This is a genomic window from Pseudomonas sp. ICMP22404 (genome assembly GCF_006227205.1).
Lineage (GTDB): Bacteria > Pseudomonadota > Gammaproteobacteria > Pseudomonadales > Pseudomonadaceae > Aquipseudomonas.
Genome location: NZ_VCNG01000005.1, coordinates 337,565 through 358,451, shown reverse-complemented (window position 1 = coordinate 358,451; position 20,887 = coordinate 337,565). Strand labels below are relative to the sequence as shown.

The following is a 20,887-nucleotide window of genomic DNA, read 5'->3' as shown; positions in this document are numbered from 1 at the left end:
CAATAAATGTATGTCTGAATCAAATGGCAAAACGCCGCGACAGAGGTGGCCTGTCGCGGCGCGGGTCGTTCAGCGTTTGAGACGGGCGTTACTGGATCTGCCCGTGGCAATGCTTGTATTTCTTGCCCGAACCGCAATAGCACAGTTCGTTACGGCCTAGCTTCTGCTCGTTGCGCACCGGCGCGGTCGCCAGGGCGACATCCACATCGACCCCCTCTTCCTGGGCCTGGGACACTTCCAGGCCTGGGGCTTCGGCATGCTCGAACTGCATGCGCGCGGCCAGGGCCTCGGCTTCCTGACGCAGTCGGGCTTCCTCTTCGGCCGGGTCTTCGCGGCGAACCTGAACGTGGGACAGCACGCGGATCGAGTCGCGCTTGATCGAGTCCAGCAGCTCGGAGAACAAGGTGAAGGATTCACGCTTGTATTCCTGCTTCGGGTTCTTCTGGGCATAACCGCGCAGATGGATACCGTGGCGCAGGTGATCCATGGTCGACAGGTGGTCTTTCCACAGGTCGTCCAGTACCCGCAACACGATCTGCTTCTCGAAGGAGCGCAGCGCTTCGGCGCCGGCCTGGTCTTCCTTCTCGTTGTACGCGGCGATCAGTTCGGCCAGCAGCTTCTCGCGCAGGGTTTCTTCGTACAGGTGGTCGTCTTCGTCGAGCCATTGCTGGATCGGCAACGACACGCCAAAGTCGCTGCGCAAGGCAGCTTCCAGGCCGACGATGTCCCACTGCTCCGGCAGCGACTGCGGTGGAATGTGGGCGCTGACGGTTGCATCGAGCACTTCCTGGCGGAAGTCGGCGATGGTGTCACCGATGTTATCGGCAGCCAACAAACTGTTACGCATGTGATAGATCACTTTACGCTGTTCGTTGTTGACGTCGTCGAACTCGAGCAGCTGCTTGCGGATATCGAAGTTACGCCCTTCGACCTTGCGCTGGGCCTTCTCGATGGCGTTCGTCACCATGCGGTGTTCGATCGCTTCGCCTGGCTGCATGCCCAGGGCCTTCATGAAGTTCTTCACCCGGTCAGAGGCGAAGATACGCATCAGGCTGTCTTCCAGGGACAGGTAGAAGCGGCTGGAACCGGCGTCACCCTGGCGACCGGCACGGCCACGCAACTGGTTGTCGATACGACGCGACTCATGACGTTCGGAAGCGATCACCTGCAAGCCACCGGACTCGAGCACCTGCTGGTGACGTTTCTGCCAGTCGGCCTTGATCTGCGCGATCTGCTCGGGTGTCGGATTTTCCAGGGAGGCGACTTCCACTTCCCAGTTGCCGCCCAGCAGGATGTCGGTACCGCGACCGGCCATGTTGGTGGCGATGGTCAGCGCACCCGGGCGACCGGCCTGGGCGATGATTTCGGCTTCCTTCTCGTGGAACTTGGCGTTGAGAACCTTGTGCTCGATGCCTTCCTTGTTGAGCAATGCGGACATGTGCTCGGAGGTTTCGATCGTGGCGGTACCCACCAGGATCGGACGACCCTGGGCCATGCCGTCCTTGATGTCGTTGATGATCGCCGCGTACTTCTCTTCGGCGGTCAGGAACACCAGGTCGTTGTAGTCTTTACGCGCCAGCGGCTTGTTCGTCGGGATCACCACCACTTGCAGGCCGTAGATCTGGTGGAACTCGAACGCTTCGGTGTCGGCGGTACCGGTCATGCCGGACAGCTTGTTGTACAGGCGGAAGTAGTTCTGGAAGGTGGTCGAGGCCAGTGTCTGGCTCTCGGCCTGGATGTTCAGGCCTTCCTTGGCTTCGATGGCCTGGTGCAGACCTTCGGACAGGCGACGACCCGGCATGGTACGACCGGTGTGTTCGTCAACCAGCACCACCTGGCCGTCCTGCACGATGTATTCGACGTTGCGATGGAACAGCTTGTGGGCGCGCAGGCCGGCATAGACGTGGGTCAGCAGGCCCAGGTTATGGGCCGAATACAGGCTTTCGCCTTCGGCCAGCAGGCCGACGCGGGTCAGCACTTCCTCGATGTATTGGTGGCCGGCTTCGTTGAGTTCGACCTGGCGGGTCTTCTCGTCAACGGTAAAGTGCCCGGCCTGGGTCACTTCGCCTTCCACTTCCTCGACGTGCAGCTTGAGCTGCGGGATCAGCTTGTTGATCTCCATGTACAGCTTGGAGCTGTCCTCGGCCTGACCGGAAATGATCAGCGGCGTACGGGCTTCGTCGATGAGGATGGAGTCGACTTCGTCGATGACCGCGAAATTGAGTTCACGCTGGAATTTCTCTTCCAGGCTGAACGCCATGTTGTCGCGCAGGTAATCGAAACCGAATTCGTTGTTGGTACCGTAGGTGATGTCGGCAGCGTAGGCGGCACGTTTCTCCTCCGGTGGCTGGAACGGCGTGACCACGCCAACGGTCAGGCCAAGGAACTCGTAGAGCGGGCGCATCCAGTTGGCGTCGCGGCGGGCCAGGTAGTCGTTGACCGTGACCACGTGCACGCCCTTGCCGGACAGTGCGTTGAGGTAGACGCCCAGGGTCGCCACCAGGGTTTTACCTTCACCGGTGCGCATTTCGGCAATCTTGCCTTCGTGCAAGGTCATGCCGCCGATCAACTGGACGTCGAAATGGCGCATGCCCATGACCCGCTTGCCGGCTTCGCGGGCTACCGCAAAGGCTTCGGGCAGCAGCTGGTCGAGGGTTTCCCCCTTGGCGATGCGGTCCTTGAATTCGGCGGTCTTGGCGCGTAACTGATCGTCCGAAAGGGCCACCATTTGCTCTTCGAAGGCATTGACGATCTGTACCGTCTTGAGCATGCGCTTGACTTCACGCTCGTTCTTGCTTCCAAAGAGTTTCTTTAACAAAGGCGCAAACATATCGGCAGGATCTTCCACACTAAAGGGATGGAGGGCGGCCCCGTGGGTCGCCCGTGCAGCCCTCATGGCCGCATGCGAACGAGCATTCTACCCGGAAACGATGGTGAGGAAAGTGGCGTTATTCCACGATGCTGGCACAGCGCTGTGACGGGGCCCTCCTAAAATAAGGGCTTTTACGCGAAGTTCAACCCACAAAGCGCATAAGTTCCTACTGTTTGTGTCAGCAAGTAGCCATTGGCCGTTGGGGTCGAGGCGTACCCGGCGCTTTCTGCTACCATGGCGCCTCTGTCACTCGCGGTATTCGTTCATGGCCTTCCGCCCTCTCCCAGCCAAGGCTCCTGCCGTTCTGTTGCGCGAAGCCAAACCGCTGAAAGCCATCTTCGGCCACGCCAAGCGCCTGGGCCACCTGCAACGCCTGCTGGACAGCCAGTTGCAACCCGCCGCGCGCGAACACTGCCACGTGGCGTCCTGGCGTGAAGGCAGTTTGCTGCTGATCGTCACGGATGGTCACTGGGCCACGCGCCTGCGCTACCAGCAGAAACGCCTGCTGCGTCAATTACAGGCATTCGAGGAGTTTGCCAGTCTGACGCGGATTCTCTTCAAGGTACAGCCACCCACCGTACAGGTCGGGGCCAAGGGGCATACCCTGGACCTGTCCACCGACGCCGCCGAAACCATCCAGGCCACCGCGGACGGCATCAGCGACCCGAGCCTCAGGGCAGCACTGGAGCGGTTGGCGGCCCATGCCAGGGCCAAGCCCTGAGACCTCCATTGCCCGGCAGGCAGCCATTGCGAGCAGGCTCGCTCCCACAGTGAACCGCATGTGATCCCTTGTGGGAGCGAGCCTGCTCGCGATGAAGACACCTCGGTTCTCAGCTACCGCCGTTTGCTGCCTCCCAGCAACGACCCCATCAACCCCCGCACTAACTGCCGCCCCAATTGATTGGCCGCCTGGCGCATCGCCGACTTCAATGCCTGGCCCGCCGCCGTGCCAAGAAACTCTCCGGCCTTCTCGGTAAAGCTCGGCTCCTCGACCGCCGGTTTGCCGGGCGCAACCTCGGGCTCCAGGCCCTTGCGACCCATCAGCACTTCGTAGGCCGATTCGCGATCAATGGGTTTATCGTAGCGTCCCTGCAACGGCGAGCGGGCGATCAAGCCGGCGCGCTCGGCCTCGGTCAGTGGCCCGATGCGCGACTGCGGGGGCGCCACCAACACCCGTCGGACCATCTCCGGCGTGCCTTTTTCCTGCAGGGTGCCCACCAGGGCCTCGCCAATGCCCAGCTCGGTAAGCACAGCCAGGGTGTCAAACTGAGGGTTCGGCCGAAACCCGTCGGCCACCGCCCGCAGGGACTTCTGTTCCTTGGCGGTAAAGGCCCGCAGGCCATGCTGGATGCGCAATCCCAGCTGCGCCAGGACGTCGTCCGGCAAGTCGCCCGGGGATTGAGTGACAAAGTACACCCCGACGCCTTTGGAACGGATCAGGCGTACCACTTGCTCCAAGCGCTCCTGCAACGCCTTCGGCGTATCGGCGAACAGCAAATGCGCCTCGTCGAAGAACAGCGCCAGCAGCGGTTTGTCCGCATCGCCGCGCTCGGGCAATTGCTCGAACAGCTCGGCCAGCAGCCACAGCAAGAACGTCGCGTAGACCTTGGGCGCTTCGTGGACCAGACGACTGGCGTCCAGCAAATGAATGCGGCCACGACCGTCACTGTCCGGTTGCAGGATGTCTTCGAGCTGCAAGGCCGGTTCGCCGAACAACGCGTCGGCCCCCTGCTGTTCCAGGGTGGACAAGCGCCGCAACAGCGCCTGGCTGGAGCCGGTGGTCATCAGGGCCGCATCGTCCCCCAACAGTGCCGGGTTGTCCTTGAGGTGATTGAGCAGGGCCTTCAGATCCTTGAGGTCCAGCAACAACAGGCCTTCACGATCCGCCACCTTGAACGCGGCGTACAGCGCAGCCTGCTGGCTGTCGGTCAGCTCCAGCAGGCTGCCGAGCAGCAACGGTCCCATCTCGCTCAGGGTGGTGCGCAGCGGGTGACCGGACTGGCCGTGAACATCCCACAGGGTCACTGGATAAGCCCGGGGCTTATGTTCGAGCCAGGGCATGCCGGCGATACGCTCGGCAACTTTGCCCTGGGGGTTGCCGGCGGCGCCGAGTCCGCACAGATCGCCCTTGATATCCGCCGCGAACACCGCCACGCCGGCGTCGCTGAAGGCTTCGGCCAGGCGCTGCAGGGTGACAGTCTTGCCGGTGCCGGTGGCGCCTGCCACCAGGCCATGACGGTTCGCCAGGCGCATGGCCTGGCCAATGGGCTGGCCGGCGAGGTCGGCCCCGATAACGAGTTGCAGTGAGTCAGGCATGGGGTCACCTGTGATTAATTTTTGAACAAGTATGGCCGATATAAGAAGCGACAGACCTCAGTGAAAACACGGTCGGATAATTCCCCAGGGAGAGAAGGAAATATCAGAACTTTCAACACGGCGCCTTTTTTCGAACTTTTCATATAAAAGCACGCCCAGAGCTATAAGACTCCGCGGAACCCCGAGCCATGAACAAAAACCTGCGTTTCAGCCACAAAATCCTGATTGCCGCCGCCCTGATCGTCATCGCGGCCTTTGCATCCTTCACCGCCTACAACGATTACCTGCAACGTAACGCCATTCGTGACGACCTCGACGGCTACCTGCATGAAATGAGCGACGTCACGGCGAGCAACATCCAGACCTGGCTGAACGGCCGCATTCTGCTGATCGAAAACCTGGCCCAGAACATCGCCGTCACTCCGGATCAGGCCAGCGTCACCCGCCTGCTGGAACAGAAGGCGCTGACCTCCACCTTCATGGCGTCCTACCTGGGCGATGCCAAGGGCAGCTTTATCATACGCCCCGACGCAAAGATGCCCGACGGCTTCGATCCCCGGGTACGCCCCTGGTATAAAGGCGCCGAAAACAGCAGTACCGCCACCCTGACCGAACCCTACATCGACGCCGCCAGCGGCGGACTGATCATTTCCATCGCCAGCGCATCCAGAAACAACGGGCAAAGTGTCGGCGTGGTGGGTGGCGACCTGAGCCTGCAAACCATCATCGACAACCTCAAGACCGTGGATTTCGACGGCATGGGCTACGCCTACCTGGTCAGTGCCGATGGCAAGATCCTGGTGCACCCCGATAAAGCCCTGGTCATGAAGACCCTGAACGATGCCTATCCGCAAAACACGCCGAAAATCAGCAATCAGATCAACGAAGTCGAGGTCAACGGCCATACCCGCATCGTCACCTTCACACCGATCAAGGGCCTGCCCTCGGTGAACTGGTACGTCGGTGTGTCGGTCGACAAGGATCAGGCCTACTCGATGCTCAGCAATTTCCGAACCTCGGCGGTGATTGCCACGGTCATTGCCGTGGTCTTCATCATTGCGCTGTTGAGCATGCTGATTCGTCTCCTGATCCAGCCATTGCATGTCATGACCCGGGCCATGGAGGACATCGCCGACGGCGAGGGCGACCTGACCAAGCGCCTGACGATCCAGAACCAGGACGAATTCGGCATCCTGGGCACCGCGTTCAACCGCTTCGTGGAGCGGATCCATGGTTCGATCCGCGAAGTGTCCTCCGCCACCGAGCACGTCAACGAAGTCGCCTTGCGCGTGGTGAGCGCCTCGAACTCGTCGATGGTCAATTCCGACGAACAGTCCAGCCGGACCAACAGCGTCGCCGCGGCCATCAACCAACTAGGCGCCGCCGCCCAGGAAATCGCCCGCAATGCCGCCCAGGCTTCCCATCAGGCCAGCGATGCCCGTGGCCTGGCGGAAGACGGCCAGCAGGTGGTGGACCGCAGCATTGCCGCGATGAACCGGCTGTCCGACCTGCTGAGCACGTCGAGCAGCGACATCGAATCGCTGAACAGCAAAACCGTGAACATCGGCCAGATCCTGGAAGTGATCACCAGCATTTCCCAGCAAACCAACCTGTTGGCCCTCAACGCGGCCATCGAAGCCGCCCGGGCCGGCGAGGCCGGGCGCGGATTTGCCGTGGTGGCCGATGAGGTGCGCAACCTGGCCCATCGCACCCAGGAATCGGCGCAACAGGTGCAGACCATGATCGAGGAATTGCAGGTTGGCGCGCGAGCGTCGGTCACGACCATGAATGACAGCCAGCGTCACAGCCAGGAGAGCGTGGAGATCGCCAACCAGGCCGGCGAGCGTCTGAACAGCGTGACCCAGCGCATCGGCGAAATCGACGGCATGAACCAGTCGGTGGCTACGGCAACCGAGGAACAGACAGCCGTGGTGGAGTCGATCAACGTGGACATCACCGAAATCAACACCCTGAATCAGGAAGGCGTGGAAAACCTGCAATCCACTTTGCGCGCGTGTTCCGATCTTGAACGGCAGGCGGCGCGGCTCAAACAGTTGGTAGGCAGTTTCCGTATCTGACAGCGCCTGGACTGGCCCCATCGCGAGCAGGCTCGCTCCCACAGTTGGAATGCAATCCCCTGTGGGAGCGAGCCTGCTCGCGATGAGGGCCTATCAAACAAAGTAATACTCCACTGACACCTCGGCCCCACCACAACCCAACCGAACATCTATTCTTCATAAAGGTCAACACAGGAGAACACAGACCGGAGGGATGTTCATCGTGCATATAGCGGACATAACCATGTTCTACGCCCCCGCCAGCGGAGGCGTGCGCACTTACCTGGATGCCAAGCACCGTCGCCTGGGGGATCGGCCCGGTATCCGCCACAGTCTGCTGATTCCCGGCGCGCATTTGAGCGAGCAGGATGGGATCTACAAGGTGCCCGCCCCTGCGCTGCCCTTCGGCAAGGGCTACCGCTTCCCGCTGCGCCTCGCGCCCTGGCGTAACGCCCTGCGCGATCTGCAACCGGACCTGATCGAAGTCGGCGATCCCTACCTCACCGCCTGGGCCGCACTGGACGCTCGACGCCAGCTGGACGTGCCCGTCATCGGGTTCTATCACTCCGACCTGCCCCTGCTGGTGAGCAATCGCATGGGCAATTGGTTCACCCCCAATATCGAAGCCTACGTCAGCAAGTTGTACGGCAATTTCGACCGGGTCCTGGCGCCGAGCCAGGTCATGGCCGACAAGCTGACCGGTCTGGGGGTGCGCAATGTCCATGTGCAGCCTTTGGGCGTTGACCTGCAGACCTTCCACCCCGGCGCCCGCGATCCAGAACTGCGGGCCGAGCTGGGCATCGCCGAAGACACTCGCCTGCTGATCTTCGCCGGGCGTGGGTCCAAGGAAAAGAACCTGCCGGTGCTGCTCAAATGCATGAAGCGCCTGGGCGAGCGCTACCATCTGCTGCTCGTGGGCTCGTCCATGCCCGCCGTGGTGCCGGACAACGTCACCGTGATCGATGCGTTCCGCCCGGCGCCGCAAGTCGCCCGGCTGATGGCCAGCGCCGACGCTCTACTGCATGCCGGCGATCAGGAAACCTTCGGTCTGGTGATCCTCGAGGCCATGGCCAGCGGCATTCCGGTGGTGGCGGTCGCGGCTGGGGCGTTCACCGAGATCGTCCAGGAAGACTGCGGCCTGTTGTGCACGCCGAACAATCCACAGGCCATGGCCAATGCCGTGCGGCAGCTCTTCTCCGAAGGTTGCCAGCGCCGCGGTTTGCTCGCGCGCCGTCATGTCGAGCGTCACTACGCCTGGGATTCGGTGGTCAACAGCCTGCTGGGGCATTATTACGCCGTGCTCGGTGAACAGATGCCGCTACAGGCCAATGGTTGAGACGAGGTCCGTGCAGATGAATCACTCGCCCAGCGTATTACTGGTACTGCACGACGTGGCCCCGCAAACCTGGCCCGACTACCAACCCTTCGTCGAAGCCGTTGACGCGCTTGGTCACGTGCCGATGACCTGGCTGGTGGTGCCGGACTTCCATCACACCAACGCGCTGGATGATCACCCGGAGTTTCGACGCCTGCTCGATAGCCGGGTCGAGCGTGGCGATGAATTGGTGTTGCATGGCTACTACCATTGCGACGACGGTCCACCGGCCCTCCACCCCCGGGATTGGTTCATGCGTCGGGTCTACACCCATGAAGGTGAGTTCTACGACCTGTCCGAGGAAGCCGCCCTCACCCGCCTGCACGCCGGCATCGAAACCTTTGAGCGTTACCAGTGGCCGCTGGAGGGTTTCGTCGCCCCGGCCTGGCTGATGAGCGAAGGCACACGCCGGGCCTTGCGCCAGTTGCCGTTGAGTTACACCAGCGATACCCAGCACCTGTATCGCCTGCCGGACTTCACCCCCATCGACGCCCCGGGGCTGGTCTGGAGCGCCCGTAGCGCCTGGCGCCGTGGGTTATCGAAAGTGCTCAGCGACCAACGTGAACAGCGTTGGCGCCAAGCGCCGGTGATTCGCCTGGGCCTGCACCCGGTAGACATGCGCCACGGGTTTTCCCGAAACTATTGGCTACGGACCCTCAAGCGCCTGCTCAATGACGGTCGCGTGCCGATGACCAAGATCGACTGGCTGGCCACCCAAGGCCTGCGGGTCAGCCGCGCCGCATGAAACGGCTGATCTGGCTGGCGGCGGCGCTGCTCACGGCGTTGTTGGTGCCGCTGCTGGTGGGTGGCGGGGAAATGTGGTCGCGGGTACAGCGTTTTCCCTTGTCGTTGCTGTTGAGCATGTTGGGCATGATCGGGCTGTGCTGGGTCCTGAACTCCCTTCGCCTGCGCCTGCTGCTGGGTGAACAACGTGAACGCATCGGCGGGCTGAAAAGCATCGGCGTGGTGATGTCCACCGAGTTCGCCATGTGCGCAACGCCCGGCGGCAGTGGCGGGCCGTTGACGCTGATGGCCCTGCTGGCCCGTAACGGCGTGCGCCCGGCCCACGCCAGTGCGGTGTTCGCCATGGACCAGTTGAGCGACCTGCTGTTCTTTCTCTGCGCCCTGGTGGGCATCCTGCTGTATGCGTTATTCCAGAATCTCAGCCAGCGCATGGAATCGATGCTGGTGCTGAGCGCGCTTTCGCTGTTTGGCGGACTGATCGGCTGTGCATTGATGGCTCGCTACCATCGCCGGCTGATCCTGCTGGGCGCCAGGTTGCTGCGACATCTGCGCGTGCAGGCCAGTACCCGCCACCGCTGGGGGCGCAAGATCCTGCGTTTCCTGGCTGCGTTTACCGCAACGCTGAAACTGCCACGGCAGACGCTCCTCCAGGTCTTCGGCCTGACATGCCTGCACTGGGCCCTGCGCTACAGCGTGCTGTACCTGGCGTTGAAAGGGCTGGGGGCGGATCTGCAATGGGCCTGGAGCTTCCTGGTCCAGATGCTCTCCCTGAGCGCGGGACAATTCAGCCTGTTGCCCGGCGGTGCCGGAGCGGCGGAGGTGACATCGGCCGCCCTGTTGGCGCCGATGGTGGGCAAGTCCACCGCTGCGGCGGCGATCCTGATCTGGCGGGCGGTGACCTACTACTTTTACCTGGTGGCGGGCGGACCGGTGTTCTTCCTGATGGTGGGACGCCCGTTGATCAAGAAGCTGATGAAGCTCCGAGAGGTTTGAAGCGGTCGATGCCTACTCGGCATCGTCCTGGGGATGGGTCTGTTTCCACAGTTCGGCGGCGTCCGGAAACTCCGTACCGTCCTCCGGGCTCAGCTCTTCAGGATCGTAGCGGCTCAGGCAACCCTCACCGAGGGTGGCCGGGGCCTTGGAGGTGGCTTTGTCCAGTGGATCGGTCATGGTGTGCCTCATCATGAAAAGAGCCCTGTCCGTCAAATAACAGACAACACAGAACTTTGTGGCGAGGGGATTTATCCCCGCTGGGCTGCGCAGCAGCCCCAAGATAATCAATCGGCCCGCCTGACACACCGAGGTGTCGATTTTAGGGCCGCTTCGCGCCCCAGCGGGGCGGTGCGACGTTTCGCTAAATCCCCTCGCCACAGGTGCGCGGGTTTATCCCCATTGTTGATCGCCAGCCGTTCGGTCAGAACACCACAGTCTTGTTGCCGTGCACCAGCACCCGGTCTTCAAGGTGGTAACGCAAGCCCCGCGCCAGCACCATCTTCTCCACATCGCGCCCGAAACGCACCATGTCTTCGATGCTGTCGCTGTGGCTGACACGTACCACGTCCTGCTCGATGATCGGGCCGGCGTCCAGCTCTTCGGTCACGTAGTGGCAAGTGGCGCCAATCAGCTTCACGCCTCGCATCGAGGCCTGGTGGTATGGCTTGGCACCGACGAACGACGGCAGGAAACTGTGGTGGATGTTGATGACCTTATGAGCGTATTCGCTGCACAGGTCCGGTGGCAGGATTTGCATGTAACGGGCCAGTACCACCACCTCGGCATCGTGCTGCTTGACCAGCCGCGAGACTTCAGCGAACGCCGGCTGCTTGTCCTGCGGGTTGACCGGTACGTGGTAGTACGGGATGCCGTGCCACTCGACCATGCTGCGCAAGTCGTCATGGTTGGAAATCACACAGGCGATGTCACAGTCGAGCTCGTCGCTGTGCCAGCGGTGCAACAGGTCTGCCAGACAGTGGGATTCACGACTGGCCATCAGCACCACGCGTTTTTTCTGCGCGGTGTCGGTGATGCGCCAGTCCATCGAGAATTCTTCGGCAATCGGCGCGAACGCCTCGCGGAAAGCCTCGATGCCAAAGGGCAGCGAGTCGGCACGAATCTCGTGACGCATGAAAAACCAGCCGCTCTGATTGTCCGAGTGATGGCTTGCTTCAGTGATCCAACCGTTATGGGACGCCAGAAAGTTACTGACTTTAGCAACGATACCGACGCGGTCCGGGCAAGCAATCACCAGCCGAAAAGTGCGCATTAGGGAACTCCAGAACTTCGCAAAGGCCGCCATTCTAGCCATTACGCCGCAAAACTGCAGTATTGATGACAGACCGAGCCCCTGCGGGCACCGAGCGGGGCGGGGCCGGGGCAAGCGCTTATATTGTGAAAGGATGTGAAAAGCCGTGAGGGTATTTAACTGCAAGGCCCTTTTTTGTGGCCTGGTACTAAGTAATTAAATAAAAGCCTGCTTAAATGTTTACTTGATGAAACTGTCTGATTACTATTGCCACACTGTCTCCTTGTCCGCAGTGCCCTACATAAGGTAGTCCCCATGTCCTTGATCACTGAATACAACGCTACAAAACAAGCCATTGAAGAACTGCAACAGCGTCTGGCCGACCTGTCCAAAGACGATAAATTGCAAAAAGAATTGGAATTCGAAGGCAAACTGCGCACTCTGATGGGCGAGTACTCCAAGTCCCTGCGCGACATCATTGCCCTGTTGGATCCAGAAGCCAAGTCGGGTAAAGCACCTCGTGGCGGCGCCGTGAAAACTACCGGCACCAAACGCGCTCGCAAAGTTAAGCAATACAAAAACCCGCACAACGGCGAAGTCATCGAAACCAAAGGTGGCAACCACAAGACTCTGAAAGAGTGGAAAGCCAAGTGGGGCGGTGATGTGGTTGAGGGCTGGGCAACCCTGCTGGGCTAAGCCTCGTCGGGTTTCAGCGTTCTCTACGCACACAAAACGCCAGCCATTGCTGGCGTTTTTCATGCCTGTGGGTTTTTCACTGCATTGCCGTTCAAAGGCTTAAACGTTTGCGCAGTTGCTGGCTATAACCTTGCCACTCCAGAAGCACCTCTCGCTGCAATGGCGTGGAAAGCGCCAGCCACTCTCCCATCGCCTCATCAAAACTTTCCAGGGTATTGGGTGCGCCCCATTGCTGTGATGACAGGCGTTGCTGACAGAACAGCTTCCAGCGCCCCTGCTCTTCGGCGTTCAACGTATCTGGAAAGTTACGTGCGCGATATCGGAACAATAATTCCGGCAAACGTTCATCATCGAAAGGCCAGCGCTCTTGCGCCAAATGAGCCGGGTCTGCCATGCGGACTTGTTCACATAAACGCCGATCGCGATCACCGAGGAAGCCTGTGTATAACTGTTGCTCGGGGTCCTCGCTGGCCGTGAAATCCTCGCGACCATAAATAGCCTGAAGTTTATCCTGCCAAACTTGCTGGGCATCACTCAGTTGCAACGCCCGTTGCTGCAGTCCATCCATGTCCAGTTGCAGTCGCTGCCGGTCCTCGGCACGCAGCACCGACAGCGGCGCGACCACCGGACATTTGTTGATATGAATGAGTTTGAGGGGCACAGGCAACTCTCCCTCGAGCAGTTCGTCGCGGCGGGTATATAAACGTTGCCGCAAGAAGTCCGCATCGTGGTCCAACAAGCCTTGGGGATCCAGGTGCAGGTCGCAGACAATCAGGGCATTGCGGTTCTTCGGATGCCAGGCCAGCGGCAAAACCACACCGATATAATTTCGAGCGGCCGAGAAACGCCCGGAAACATGCACCATGGGCTGCAACAGGCGGATCTGGTCCATCACCTTCTGCTTGCTGCGCAACTGGAACAGCCAGTCGTAGAGCCGTGGCTGCTTCTGGCGGATCAGGCGGGCCAGGGCAATCGTTGCGCGCACGTCCGACAACGCATCATGGGCCTGGCCATGGTCGATGCCATTGGCGGCGGTCAGGCGCTCGAGCTTGAGGGTGACCCGGCCATCTTCTTGCGGCCAGGCAATACCATCGGGGCGCAGCGCATAGGCCGCGCGTACCAGATCGATCAAGTCCCAACGGCTGTTGCCACCCTGCCATTCCCGCGCATACGGGTCGAAAAAATTCCGATAGAGGCTGTAGCGGGTCATTTCATCGTCGAAACGCAGGGTGTTATAGCCGGCGCCACAGGTACCGGGCGCGGCCAGTTGCTGGTGGACACGGGTCATGAAATCGGCTTCGCTCAAGCCTTTTTCAGCCAGGCATGTCGGGGTGATGCCGGTGATCGCACAAGCCGCCGGATGGGGCAGGATGTCATCGCTCGGCCGGCAATACAGGTTCACCGGTTCGTCGATTTCGTTGAGCTCGAAATCGGTACGGATGCCCGCCACCTGCAAGGGCCGGTCGCAACGGGGATCGATGCCGGTGGTTTCGTAGTCGTACCAGAAGATGGAGGTCACGGGCTGTTCCTGAGCAAAAGACTGGCGAAGTCTAGGGGTCCCACCCGGCTTCGGCCAGGGGGCGACGGATTGAATCACGTCACGATCCATAAAATGACATACACAGTTGTATCGTTTGCCCGCACGAAGGCTGCTAGCATCTGCCGGGATTGAATGTTCGAACCGGCCCATCACTCAGGTTGCCCATGCTCGAGACACCAGCACTGCAAAGGACCGCGACGCTGCCCCCGCCACTGGACACGCGGTATCAGGTCGAGACGCCCGAAGGCATCGACCTGCCACTGCGCCCGGCAGGGTTGATGCCCCGCGCGCTGGCTTTTGCCATCGACCTGGGGATACGGGGGCTGATCCTGGGTTTTCTGTTCGGCATCCTCGCATTTTTCGGTGACCTGGGTATCGGCCTCGGTTCCATCCTGCTGTTCGTGGTCAGCTGGTGGTACATGGTGCTGTTCGAGGTACTGCGCCAGGGCTGCTCTCCCGGCAAACAAATGATGGGGTTGCGGGTGGTCCAGGACGACGGTCGTCCCATCGGCTGGTCCGCCTCGCTGATCCGCAACCTGCTGCGTTTCGTCGACATGCTGCCCTTCGGCTACACCTTCGGGGCGATCAGTTGCCTGCAGCATCCGGCGTTCAAACGCCTGGGCGACCTGGCGGCCGGCACGCTGGTGGTGTATCGCGAGCAACCGATCAAGCGCCCTGCCTTGCCATCGGCACTGCCGGTACGCCCGCCCTTTGTCCTGAGCCTGAACGAGCAACGCGCGGTGCTGGGTTTCGCCGAGCGTCAGGCCGAACTTTCCGAGGCCAGGGTCAACGAACTGGCGGCCATCCTGGCGGCACCACTGAATGTCCAGCCACCGCGAGCCGTGGCCGAGCTCAATGGTATCGCCCGCGGCCTGCTGGGGCCGACATGAAGCAAAGCCTGTTCGAGAACCGTCATCAGGAAGCGTGGGAACAGCTGTCCCGGCAGCTCGATCAACTGGAGCGCAGCCGCAATGTGCCCCAGAGCAGCGATTTCCCCCAAGCCTACCGCCGGCTCTGCCAGCATCTGGCGCTGGCCCAGGCGCGGGGCTACAGCAGCCTGCTGGTCGATACCCTGCAACAACTTGCGCTGCGCGGTCACCAGCAGCTCTACCGTGACCGCAGCCGGCCGTCGGCCAGCCTTTCGGCGTTCATCCTGGCCGGTTTCCCCCGGCTGGTCCGTGAACAGTGGCGGTTCGTACTGGCTGCCAGCCTGATGTTCCTCGGCAGCCTGGTCGGCATCGGGCTGCTGGTTTACCTGGTTCCAGACCTTGTCTACAGCGTGCTGGACGCCGAAGAGGTCAGCCAGATCCGCAGCATGTACGACCCCACCGCCGGCCACCTGGGGCGCTCGATCGAACGGGCGGCCAGCGAAGACTGGGCCATGTTCGGCTACTACATCATGCATAACATCGGCATCGCTTTTCAGACGTTTGCCAGCGGCATGATGTTTGGCCTGGGCAGTGCGTTCTTCCTGTTCTTCAACGGTCTGACCATCGGCGCAGTCGCCGGGTACCTGACCCAGATTGGTTCCGGAGGCACGTTCTGGTCGTTCGTGATCGGGCATGGCGCCTTCGAACTCACCGCCATCACCCTGGCCGGCGCCGCGGGCCTGCAACTAGGCTGGGCATTGATCGCGCCGGGACGCCTAACCCGGGGCGAAGCCCTGCGGCTCGCCGCAGGTAAAAGCGTGTCGATGATCGGCGGGGTCATGCTGTTCCTGTTCCTCGCCGCGTTCATCGAAGCGTATTGGTCCTCCAGCACCGTGACGCCGACCGTCAAATACACGGTCGGCGCCTTGCTGTGGCTGCTGGTGGTCAGTTACCTGCTGTTTGCCGGACGGATACACCATGCGGCTGAGTGATGCCACCGTCGCCATCCGTCCCCGTACCACCTGGGAAGCCATGGACCTGGGCGTGCTGATGAGCCAGCAGCACCGACGCCTGTTGATGACCAGCTGGGCCATGGTCACGCTGCCGGTCTACGCCCTGCTGTGCCTGTTGCTGTGGGACTCACCGTCCCTGGTGGTGCTGGTGTTCTGGTGGTTGAAACCGGCCTTCGACCGCTTGCCGCTGTACATCCTGTCCAAGGCACTGTTTGGCGAAACACCGACCCTGAAGCAGGCCTTGCGACAGTGGCCTGCAGTGCTCAAACCGCAGTTGTTCGCCAGCCTGACCTGGCGGCGGTTGAGCCTGAGCCGTAGTTTCCTGATGCCGGTGGTGCAACTCGAAGGCCTCGCCGGTAATGCGCGAGCGCTACGCTTGCAAGTGTTGCTGCAACGCAACGGCCGCGCGGCGCGATGGCTGACCGTGATCGGCGTGCACCTGGAGACCGTCTTGTGGTTCGGCCTGATGGCCCTGTTCTATATGTTCGTACCGCAACAGGTCGAACTGGACTGGGATTGGCAGAAGCTGGTCACGACGACCGAGCACGACTGGTTGTGGTTCGAGCACCTGGTCAACGTCCTGTATCCCCTGCTGCTGATCGTCTGGGAGCCGGTGTACGTCGCCTGCGGTTTCAGCCTCTACCTGAACCGGCGCACGATCCTCGAGGCCTGGGACATCGAACTGGTGTTCCGGAGACTGCGCCAGCGCCTGAGCAGCGCAGCCCCTGTGCTGATGCTGCTGGCGCTGCTCCTGCTGCCGCCGGCGCCCCCGGCCTGGGCCGACGAAGACAGCATCGCCCCCGACAGCCCGCGGTTGCTCAACCAACCCCTCACCAGCGAGGCCTCCAGGGACAGCATCAAGGCGATCCTCGAAGCCCCACCGTTCAAGAACCCGCAAACGGTCACCCGCTATCGTTTCGGCGAGGACACCTCCGAACCCACCGAAGCCAAGGAAACGCCGGGCTGGTTCAAGGCCCTGCTCCAATGGTTGGGCCGTCAGCACTACGAAGCTGCCGCCGCGCTGATCCAGATCTTGCTTTGGGCCACACTGGCGGGGGCGATTGCCTGGCTGGTCTGGCGCTATCGTGAAAGCTTCCAGGCCCTGGGGCAGCGCCAACCGATCAAACGGCCTACGGTGGAACGACCGGCACCGCCGCGGATGTTCGGCCTGGATCTACGCGAAGAGAGCCTGCCCGACGACGTGGCGACCCGCGTCGAGCAGTTATGGAGCACCGACCCTCGTGATGCCCTGGGCCTGCTGTATCGGGCCTTGCTCAGCCGGTTGCACCATCAGTTCGGCGTTGCCTTGAAACCGGCCGATACCGAAGGCCAGGTGCTGCTGCGCGTCGAACAGCTCCAGCACGAAAACCTGCTGGCATTCAGCAAGAACCTGACCTTGCACTGGCAGAACATTGCCTACGGGCATCGCACACCGCCCCCGGATCTGCAGCAGGAATTGTGCGATGGCTGGCGCGGCTTGTTCGATACGGGAGCCTCCCGATGAACCGCCGCGCAGGATGGCTGGCCGCGATACTGATTGTCGTCGCGTTGGTGGGGGCGCTGGCCATGTACCTCTACCGGAACGCGGTGCCCTATCAGGAAACCGTCGATTACGGCCCGTCCCCCGAGGCCCAGGCCAATCCCTATCTGGCCGCCGAACATTTCCTGCGCCGGCAGGGTGTGGAGGTCGAGCATGCCAACAACCTGGACGTCCTGCCGAGCCTGGAACCTCGCCAGCGCACCCTGTTACTGCTGGGTGAACGGACGAACATGACGCCGCGGCAGGTCGACCAGTTGATGAACTGGACCCGGGCCGGTGGCCGCCTGCTGTTCGTGGCCGAAGCCTTGTGGGATGACAGCACCGGTAGCAGCGGCGACCTGCTGCTGGACCGGGTGCAACTGCACCAGCTCCTGAGCAAAGACCTCAAGGAGCCGCCCCCAGAGCTGATCAAGGATCCCTACCCCGAGCTGACCAAGTTGTACCTGGAAGATGAAGAGGCCCCCGCCTATGTGGGCTTCGACACCGACTTTCACCTCGAAGACCCGAAGAACCTCGCCCAGGCCTGGGCCAACAGCGCGCAGTCGACCCACATGATGCAGTTGAACCATGGCCAGGGCTCGATCACCGTGATCACCGACGCCGAGCTGTGGAAGAACGACCAGATCGAGCAGTACGACAACGCCTGGCTGCTCTGGTACCTGAGCGCCGACAGCACCGTCACGTTGCTGTTCAATATCGATCACGACAGCCTGCTGACCCTGCTGCTGCGTTACTTTCCCCAGGCTCTGGTGGCGCTGGCGGCCCTGATTGCCCTTTGGCTCTGGCGCTCGGCGATCCGCCACGGCCCGCTGCAACAACCGGCCTCCAAGGCCCGGCGCCAGCTGGAAGAACATGTGCAGGCCAGCGCCGGGTTCCATCTGCGACACAACGGTCGGCAGCATCTGCTGCTGACCTTGCAACAGGACGTGCTGCGTCGGGCGCGGCATCGTCATCCCGGCTTCGAACAACTGGCCGTCGCCGAACAGTGGCAAGTGCTCGCACGGCTTAGCCGCCAATCCACGCGGGCCATCAGCCAGGCCTTGAGCCCCCGGCCGAAACAGCGCATGTCCAGCGCCGAGTTCTGCCGCCAGGTCGCCCATCTGCAAACCCTCAGGAATGCCTTATGACTGAACAGAACGAACCTGCCGGCAGCCAGGCCCATGCCGCCCAACAGCGCCAGCGCGCCAGTCAGTTGGCCCAGGCCATCCGCACCGAATTGCACAAGGCAGTGGTCGGCCAGGCTGCGGTGATCGACGATGTGCTCACGGCGTTGATCGCCGGTGGTCACGTACTGCTCGAAGGGGTTCCCGGCCTGGGCAAGACACTGTTGGTGCGTGCCCTGGCCCGCTGCTTCAGCGGCGAGTTCGCGCGCATCCAGTTCACTCCCGACCTGATGCCCAGCGATGTCACCGGGCATGCGGTGTACGACTTGCAGACCGAGCAGTTCAATTTGCGCAAGGGGCCGGTGTTTACCAACCTTCTGTTGGCGGACGAGATCAACCGCGCGCCGGCCAAGACCCAGGCCGCATTGCTCGAAGCCATGCAGGAACGCCAGGTGACCCTCGAAGGCCGTGCCTTGCCCATCGCCCAGCCTTTCATGGTGCTGGCCACCCAGAACCCCATTGAACAGGAAGGCACCTACCCGCTGCCGGAAGCCGAGCTCGACCGTTTCATGCTCAAGGTACGCATGGACTACCCCGATGCCGAACAGGAGATGAACATGGTGCGCCAGGTCAGCCGCTCGACCCGCGCCGACATGCTCGATGTCCAACCCTTGCGCACGGTGTTGCAGGCCAAGGACGTGCAAGCGCTGCAACGCATCGCCAGCGACCTGCCGATGGACGACCAGGTGCTCGACTATGCGGTGAGATTGGCTCGCACCACCCGCAGCTGGCCGGGGCTGAGCCTGGGGGCCGGGCCACGGGCCTCGATCGCGCTGGTGCGTTGCGCCCGGGCTCGGGCGTTGCTGCGTGGCGGCGAGTTCGTGGTGCCGGATGACATCAAGGGCTGCGCCCTGGCCGTGTTGCGTCACCGGGTACGCTTGGCGCCCGAGCTGGACATCGAAGGGCTCTCGGTGGACCAGGTCTTGGGACAACTGCTGGACCAAGTACCGGCGCCGCGTTTGTGATGATGGATCTCCTGATGACGCCGCACTCTGTGGCGAGGGGATTTATCCCCGCTGGGCTGCACAGCAGCCCCCTGGTTCTGCCTGGTACACCGCAAGGGTCTGCTTCGCAGCCAGCGGGGATAAATCCCCTCGCTACAATGGACCTGCTCAAGAGCATGCACCCATGAAGCCCTCGCGCCTGCTGCTGATCTGGCTGGCAGTCCTGCTGGTCCTGGGCGTGGTGCTGGGCACGTTGCAAGCACTGGGCATCGTGGTGCCATCGGCGCTCGTGTCGATCAATTGGGGCTTGCAGCTGGCCCTGCTGGCCCTGGCGATCCTCGACGCCGTGCGCCTCAAGCGCTTGCCGTCGCCCCGGGTGCAGCGGCAAATGCCCGGAAGCCTGGCGCTGGGTCGCTGGAGCGACGTTCACCTGGCAATCACTCACGACTTTCATCAGCCGCTGAACGTCCAGGTCTTCGATCACATACCCAATGGCCTGGATTTCGAATACCTGCCGTTGTCGGTCGACCTTCAACCCGGCCAGCACAGCCAGGTCGGCTACCGCCTGCGGCCCCTCAAGCGTGGCCATTTCATCTTCGAACACTGCGAAATCAATCTACCCAGCCCATTGGGGCTGTGGACCGGCAAACGCCTGCTGGAGGCGGTCGATGAGATCCGCGTCTATCCCGATTTCGCCAGGCTCTACGACGGTCAGTTGCTGGTGGTGGACAACTGGCTCAACCAGCTCGGCGTGCGCCAGCGCCAACGGCGGGGCCAGGGGATGGAGTTCCATCAACTGCGCGAATTCCGCGAGGGCGACAGCCTGCGCCAGATCGACTGGAAGGCCACCGCCCGCCACCGCACGCCCATCGCCCGGGAGTACGAGGACGAGCGCGACCAGCAGATCATCTTCATGCTCGATTGCGGCCGGCGCATGCGCAGCCAGGACGATGAGCTGTCGCATTTCGATCACGCCCTCAACGCCTGCCTGCTGCTCAGCTACACCGCGTTGCGCCAGGGTGACGCCGTGGGCCTGAGCACCTTCGCCAGCGATCCACCCCGCTACCTCGCCCCGGCCAAAGGCCAGGGCCAACTCAACGTGTTGCTCAACACCGTGTACGACCTCGACAGCAGCCAACGTCCCGCCGATTACCAGGCCGCCGTCAACGAGCTGCTGACCCGCCAGAAACGCCGGGCCTTGGTGGTGTTGGTGACCAATCTGCGGGATGAGGATGACGAAGACCTGCTGACGGCGGTCAAACGGCTGGGCCAGCAACATCGAGTACTGGTGGCAAGCCTGCGGGAAGAAGCGCTCGATCGGCTGCGCCAGACACCGGTGCAGACCTTGCCGGAGGCGTTGGCCTATTGCGGGACGGTGGAGTATTTGAATGCGCGGGCCGAGCTGCATGAGCGAATGAGCGCCCATGGTATTTCGGTACTGCAAGCCCGGCCCGGGGAGCTGGGGGCCGAGCTGGTGACGCTGTACCTGGGGTGGAAAAAAGCGGGGAATCTATAA

17 protein-coding genes are annotated in these 20,887 nt (G+C 62.1%); 12 read left to right on the top strand and 5 right to left on the bottom strand.

The features are described 5' to 3' along the window. Positions 1–88: 88 nt before the first annotated feature. A complete protein-coding gene (gene secA, locus FGE05_RS12230; RefSeq protein WP_139645211.1) occupies positions 89–2,830 on the bottom strand; it encodes a preprotein translocase subunit SecA in 2,742 nt (913 codons plus the stop codon). A 307-nt stretch (positions 2,831–3,137) separates the two neighbouring features. Between secA and FGE05_RS12225 the strand changes: the two genes are divergently transcribed. After that, a complete protein-coding gene (locus tag FGE05_RS12225) occupies positions 3,138–3,593 on the top strand; it encodes a DUF721 domain-containing protein (RefSeq protein ID WP_024776505.1) in 456 nt (151 codons plus the stop codon). Positions 3,594–3,706: 113 nt separating this feature from the next. Here the strand turns inward: FGE05_RS12225 and FGE05_RS12220 are convergent, their stop codons facing one another. Next, a complete protein-coding gene (locus FGE05_RS12220) occupies positions 3,707–5,188 on the bottom strand; it encodes a helicase HerA-like domain-containing protein (protein ID WP_139645209.1) in 1,482 nt (493 codons plus the stop codon). A 188-nt stretch (positions 5,189–5,376) separates the two neighbouring features. On the opposite strand from FGE05_RS12220, the gene FGE05_RS12215 reads away from it, so the two are divergent. The 4 genes from FGE05_RS12215 (at position 5,377) to FGE05_RS12200 (ending at position 10,357) form a co-directional block, all read left to right on the top strand. Then, positions 5,377–7,266 carry a methyl-accepting chemotaxis protein gene (locus tag FGE05_RS12215; RefSeq protein ID WP_139645206.1) on the top strand — a complete coding sequence of 630 codons (1,890 nt, stop codon included), beginning with the start codon at positions 5,377–5,379 and terminating at the stop codon, positions 7,264–7,266. Between the two features lie 193 nt (positions 7,267–7,459). After that, positions 7,460–8,581 carry a glycosyltransferase family 1 protein gene (locus tag FGE05_RS12210; RefSeq protein ID WP_139645203.1) on the top strand — a complete coding sequence of 374 codons (1,122 nt, stop codon included), beginning with the start codon at positions 7,460–7,462 and terminating at the stop codon, positions 8,579–8,581. A gap of 16 nt (positions 8,582–8,597) precedes the next feature. Beyond that, a complete protein-coding gene (locus tag FGE05_RS12205) occupies positions 8,598–9,365 on the top strand; it encodes a DUF2334 domain-containing protein (protein ID WP_139645201.1) in 768 nt (255 codons plus the stop codon). Next, positions 9,362–10,357 (top strand): lysylphosphatidylglycerol synthase transmembrane domain-containing protein, encoded by a 996-nt coding sequence (locus FGE05_RS12200; RefSeq protein ID WP_139645199.1) that lies wholly within the window; start codon positions 9,362–9,364, stop codon positions 10,355–10,357. The genes FGE05_RS12205 and FGE05_RS12200 overlap by 4 nt, the downstream gene beginning before the upstream one ends. Before the next feature lie 12 nt (positions 10,358–10,369). On the opposite strand, the gene FGE05_RS29835 is transcribed toward FGE05_RS12200, so the two are convergent. Further along, positions 10,370–10,534 carry a hypothetical protein gene (locus tag FGE05_RS29835; protein WP_176563004.1) on the bottom strand — a complete coding sequence of 55 codons (165 nt, stop codon included), beginning with the start codon at positions 10,532–10,534 and terminating at the stop codon, positions 10,370–10,372. Positions 10,535–10,778: 244 nt separating this feature from the next. Then, entirely contained in the window at positions 10,779–11,627 is an 849-nt protein-coding gene (gene purU, locus FGE05_RS12195) for a formyltetrahydrofolate deformylase (protein WP_041022929.1), read from the bottom strand. A gap of 294 nt (positions 11,628–11,921) precedes the next feature. Here purU and mvaT point away from each other — a divergent pair, with 294 nt between their 5' ends. Then, the gene (gene mvaT / locus FGE05_RS12190; RefSeq protein ID WP_139645197.1) at positions 11,922–12,302 is read left to right on the top strand and encodes a histone-like nucleoid-structuring protein MvaT; all 381 of its coding nucleotides are present in this window, start codon (positions 11,922–11,924) and stop codon (positions 12,300–12,302) included. A gap of 91 nt (positions 12,303–12,393) precedes the next feature. Here the strand turns inward: mvaT and sbcB are convergent, their stop codons facing one another. Next, a complete protein-coding gene (gene sbcB, locus FGE05_RS12185) occupies positions 12,394–13,821 on the bottom strand; it encodes an exodeoxyribonuclease I (RefSeq protein WP_139645195.1) in 1,428 nt (475 codons plus the stop codon). Positions 13,822–14,006: 185 nt separating this feature from the next. Here sbcB and FGE05_RS12180 point away from each other — a divergent pair, with 185 nt between their 5' ends. From FGE05_RS12180 to FGE05_RS12155, 6 genes are all read left to right on the top strand, one after another. After that, the gene (locus tag FGE05_RS12180) at positions 14,007–14,732 is read left to right on the top strand and encodes an RDD family protein (protein WP_139645193.1); all 726 of its coding nucleotides are present in this window, start codon (positions 14,007–14,009) and stop codon (positions 14,730–14,732) included. Continuing rightward, the gene (locus tag FGE05_RS12175; RefSeq protein ID WP_139645191.1) at positions 14,729–15,703 is read left to right on the top strand and encodes a stage II sporulation protein M; all 975 of its coding nucleotides are present in this window, start codon (positions 14,729–14,731) and stop codon (positions 15,701–15,703) included. Before FGE05_RS12180 ends, FGE05_RS12175 begins: the two co-directional genes overlap by 4 nt. Next, positions 15,690–17,228, top strand: a complete 1,539-nt coding sequence (locus FGE05_RS12170; protein WP_139645189.1) for a DUF4129 domain-containing protein — start codon at positions 15,690–15,692, stop codon at positions 17,226–17,228. Before FGE05_RS12175 ends, FGE05_RS12170 begins: the two co-directional genes overlap by 14 nt. Beyond that, entirely contained in the window at positions 17,225–18,391 is a 1,167-nt protein-coding gene (locus FGE05_RS12165; RefSeq protein ID WP_139645187.1) for a DUF4350 domain-containing protein, read from the top strand. Before FGE05_RS12170 ends, FGE05_RS12165 begins: the two co-directional genes overlap by 4 nt. Then, on the top strand, positions 18,388–19,392 hold the full coding sequence (locus tag FGE05_RS12160) for a MoxR family ATPase (RefSeq protein ID WP_041022935.1): 1,005 nt from the start codon (positions 18,388–18,390) through the stop codon (positions 19,390–19,392). Before FGE05_RS12165 ends, FGE05_RS12160 begins: the two co-directional genes overlap by 4 nt. Before the next feature lie 163 nt (positions 19,393–19,555). Beyond that, the gene (locus tag FGE05_RS12155; RefSeq protein WP_139645185.1) at positions 19,556–20,887 is read left to right on the top strand and encodes a DUF58 domain-containing protein; all 1,332 of its coding nucleotides are present in this window, start codon (positions 19,556–19,558) and stop codon (positions 20,885–20,887) included.

Coding starts and splice junctions, on each gene's coding strand:
- secA (WP_139645211.1), bottom strand. CDS start 2,830: ATGTTTGCGCCTTTGTTAAAGAAACTCTTTGGAAGCAAGAACGAGCGT.
- FGE05_RS12225 (WP_024776505.1), top strand. CDS start 3,138: ATGGCCTTCCGCCCTCTCCCAGCCAAGGCTCCTGCCGTTCTGTTGCGC.
- FGE05_RS12220 (WP_139645209.1), bottom strand. CDS start 5,188: ATGCCTGACTCACTGCAACTCGTTATCGGGGCCGACCTCGCCGGCCAG.
- FGE05_RS12215 (WP_139645206.1), top strand. CDS start 5,377: ATGAACAAAAACCTGCGTTTCAGCCACAAAATCCTGATTGCCGCCGCC.
- FGE05_RS12210 (WP_139645203.1), top strand. CDS start 7,460: ATGTTCATCGTGCATATAGCGGACATAACCATGTTCTACGCCCCCGCC.
- FGE05_RS12205 (WP_139645201.1), top strand. CDS start 8,598: ATGAATCACTCGCCCAGCGTATTACTGGTACTGCACGACGTGGCCCCG.
- FGE05_RS12200 (WP_139645199.1), top strand. CDS start 9,362: ATGAAACGGCTGATCTGGCTGGCGGCGGCGCTGCTCACGGCGTTGTTG.
- FGE05_RS29835 (WP_176563004.1), bottom strand. CDS start 10,534: ATGACCGATCCACTGGACAAAGCCACCTCCAAGGCCCCGGCCACCCTC.
- purU (WP_041022929.1), bottom strand. CDS start 11,627: ATGCGCACTTTTCGGCTGGTGATTGCTTGCCCGGACCGCGTCGGTATC.
- mvaT (WP_139645197.1), top strand. CDS start 11,922: ATGTCCTTGATCACTGAATACAACGCTACAAAACAAGCCATTGAAGAA.
- FGE05_RS12180 (WP_139645193.1), top strand. CDS start 14,007: ATGCTCGAGACACCAGCACTGCAAAGGACCGCGACGCTGCCCCCGCCA.
- FGE05_RS12175 (WP_139645191.1), top strand. CDS start 14,729: ATGAAGCAAAGCCTGTTCGAGAACCGTCATCAGGAAGCGTGGGAACAG.
- FGE05_RS12170 (WP_139645189.1), top strand. CDS start 15,690: ATGCGGCTGAGTGATGCCACCGTCGCCATCCGTCCCCGTACCACCTGG.
- FGE05_RS12165 (WP_139645187.1), top strand. CDS start 17,225: ATGAACCGCCGCGCAGGATGGCTGGCCGCGATACTGATTGTCGTCGCG.
- FGE05_RS12160 (WP_041022935.1), top strand. CDS start 18,388: ATGACTGAACAGAACGAACCTGCCGGCAGCCAGGCCCATGCCGCCCAA.
- FGE05_RS12155 (WP_139645185.1), top strand. CDS start 19,556: ATGAAGCCCTCGCGCCTGCTGCTGATCTGGCTGGCAGTCCTGCTGGTC.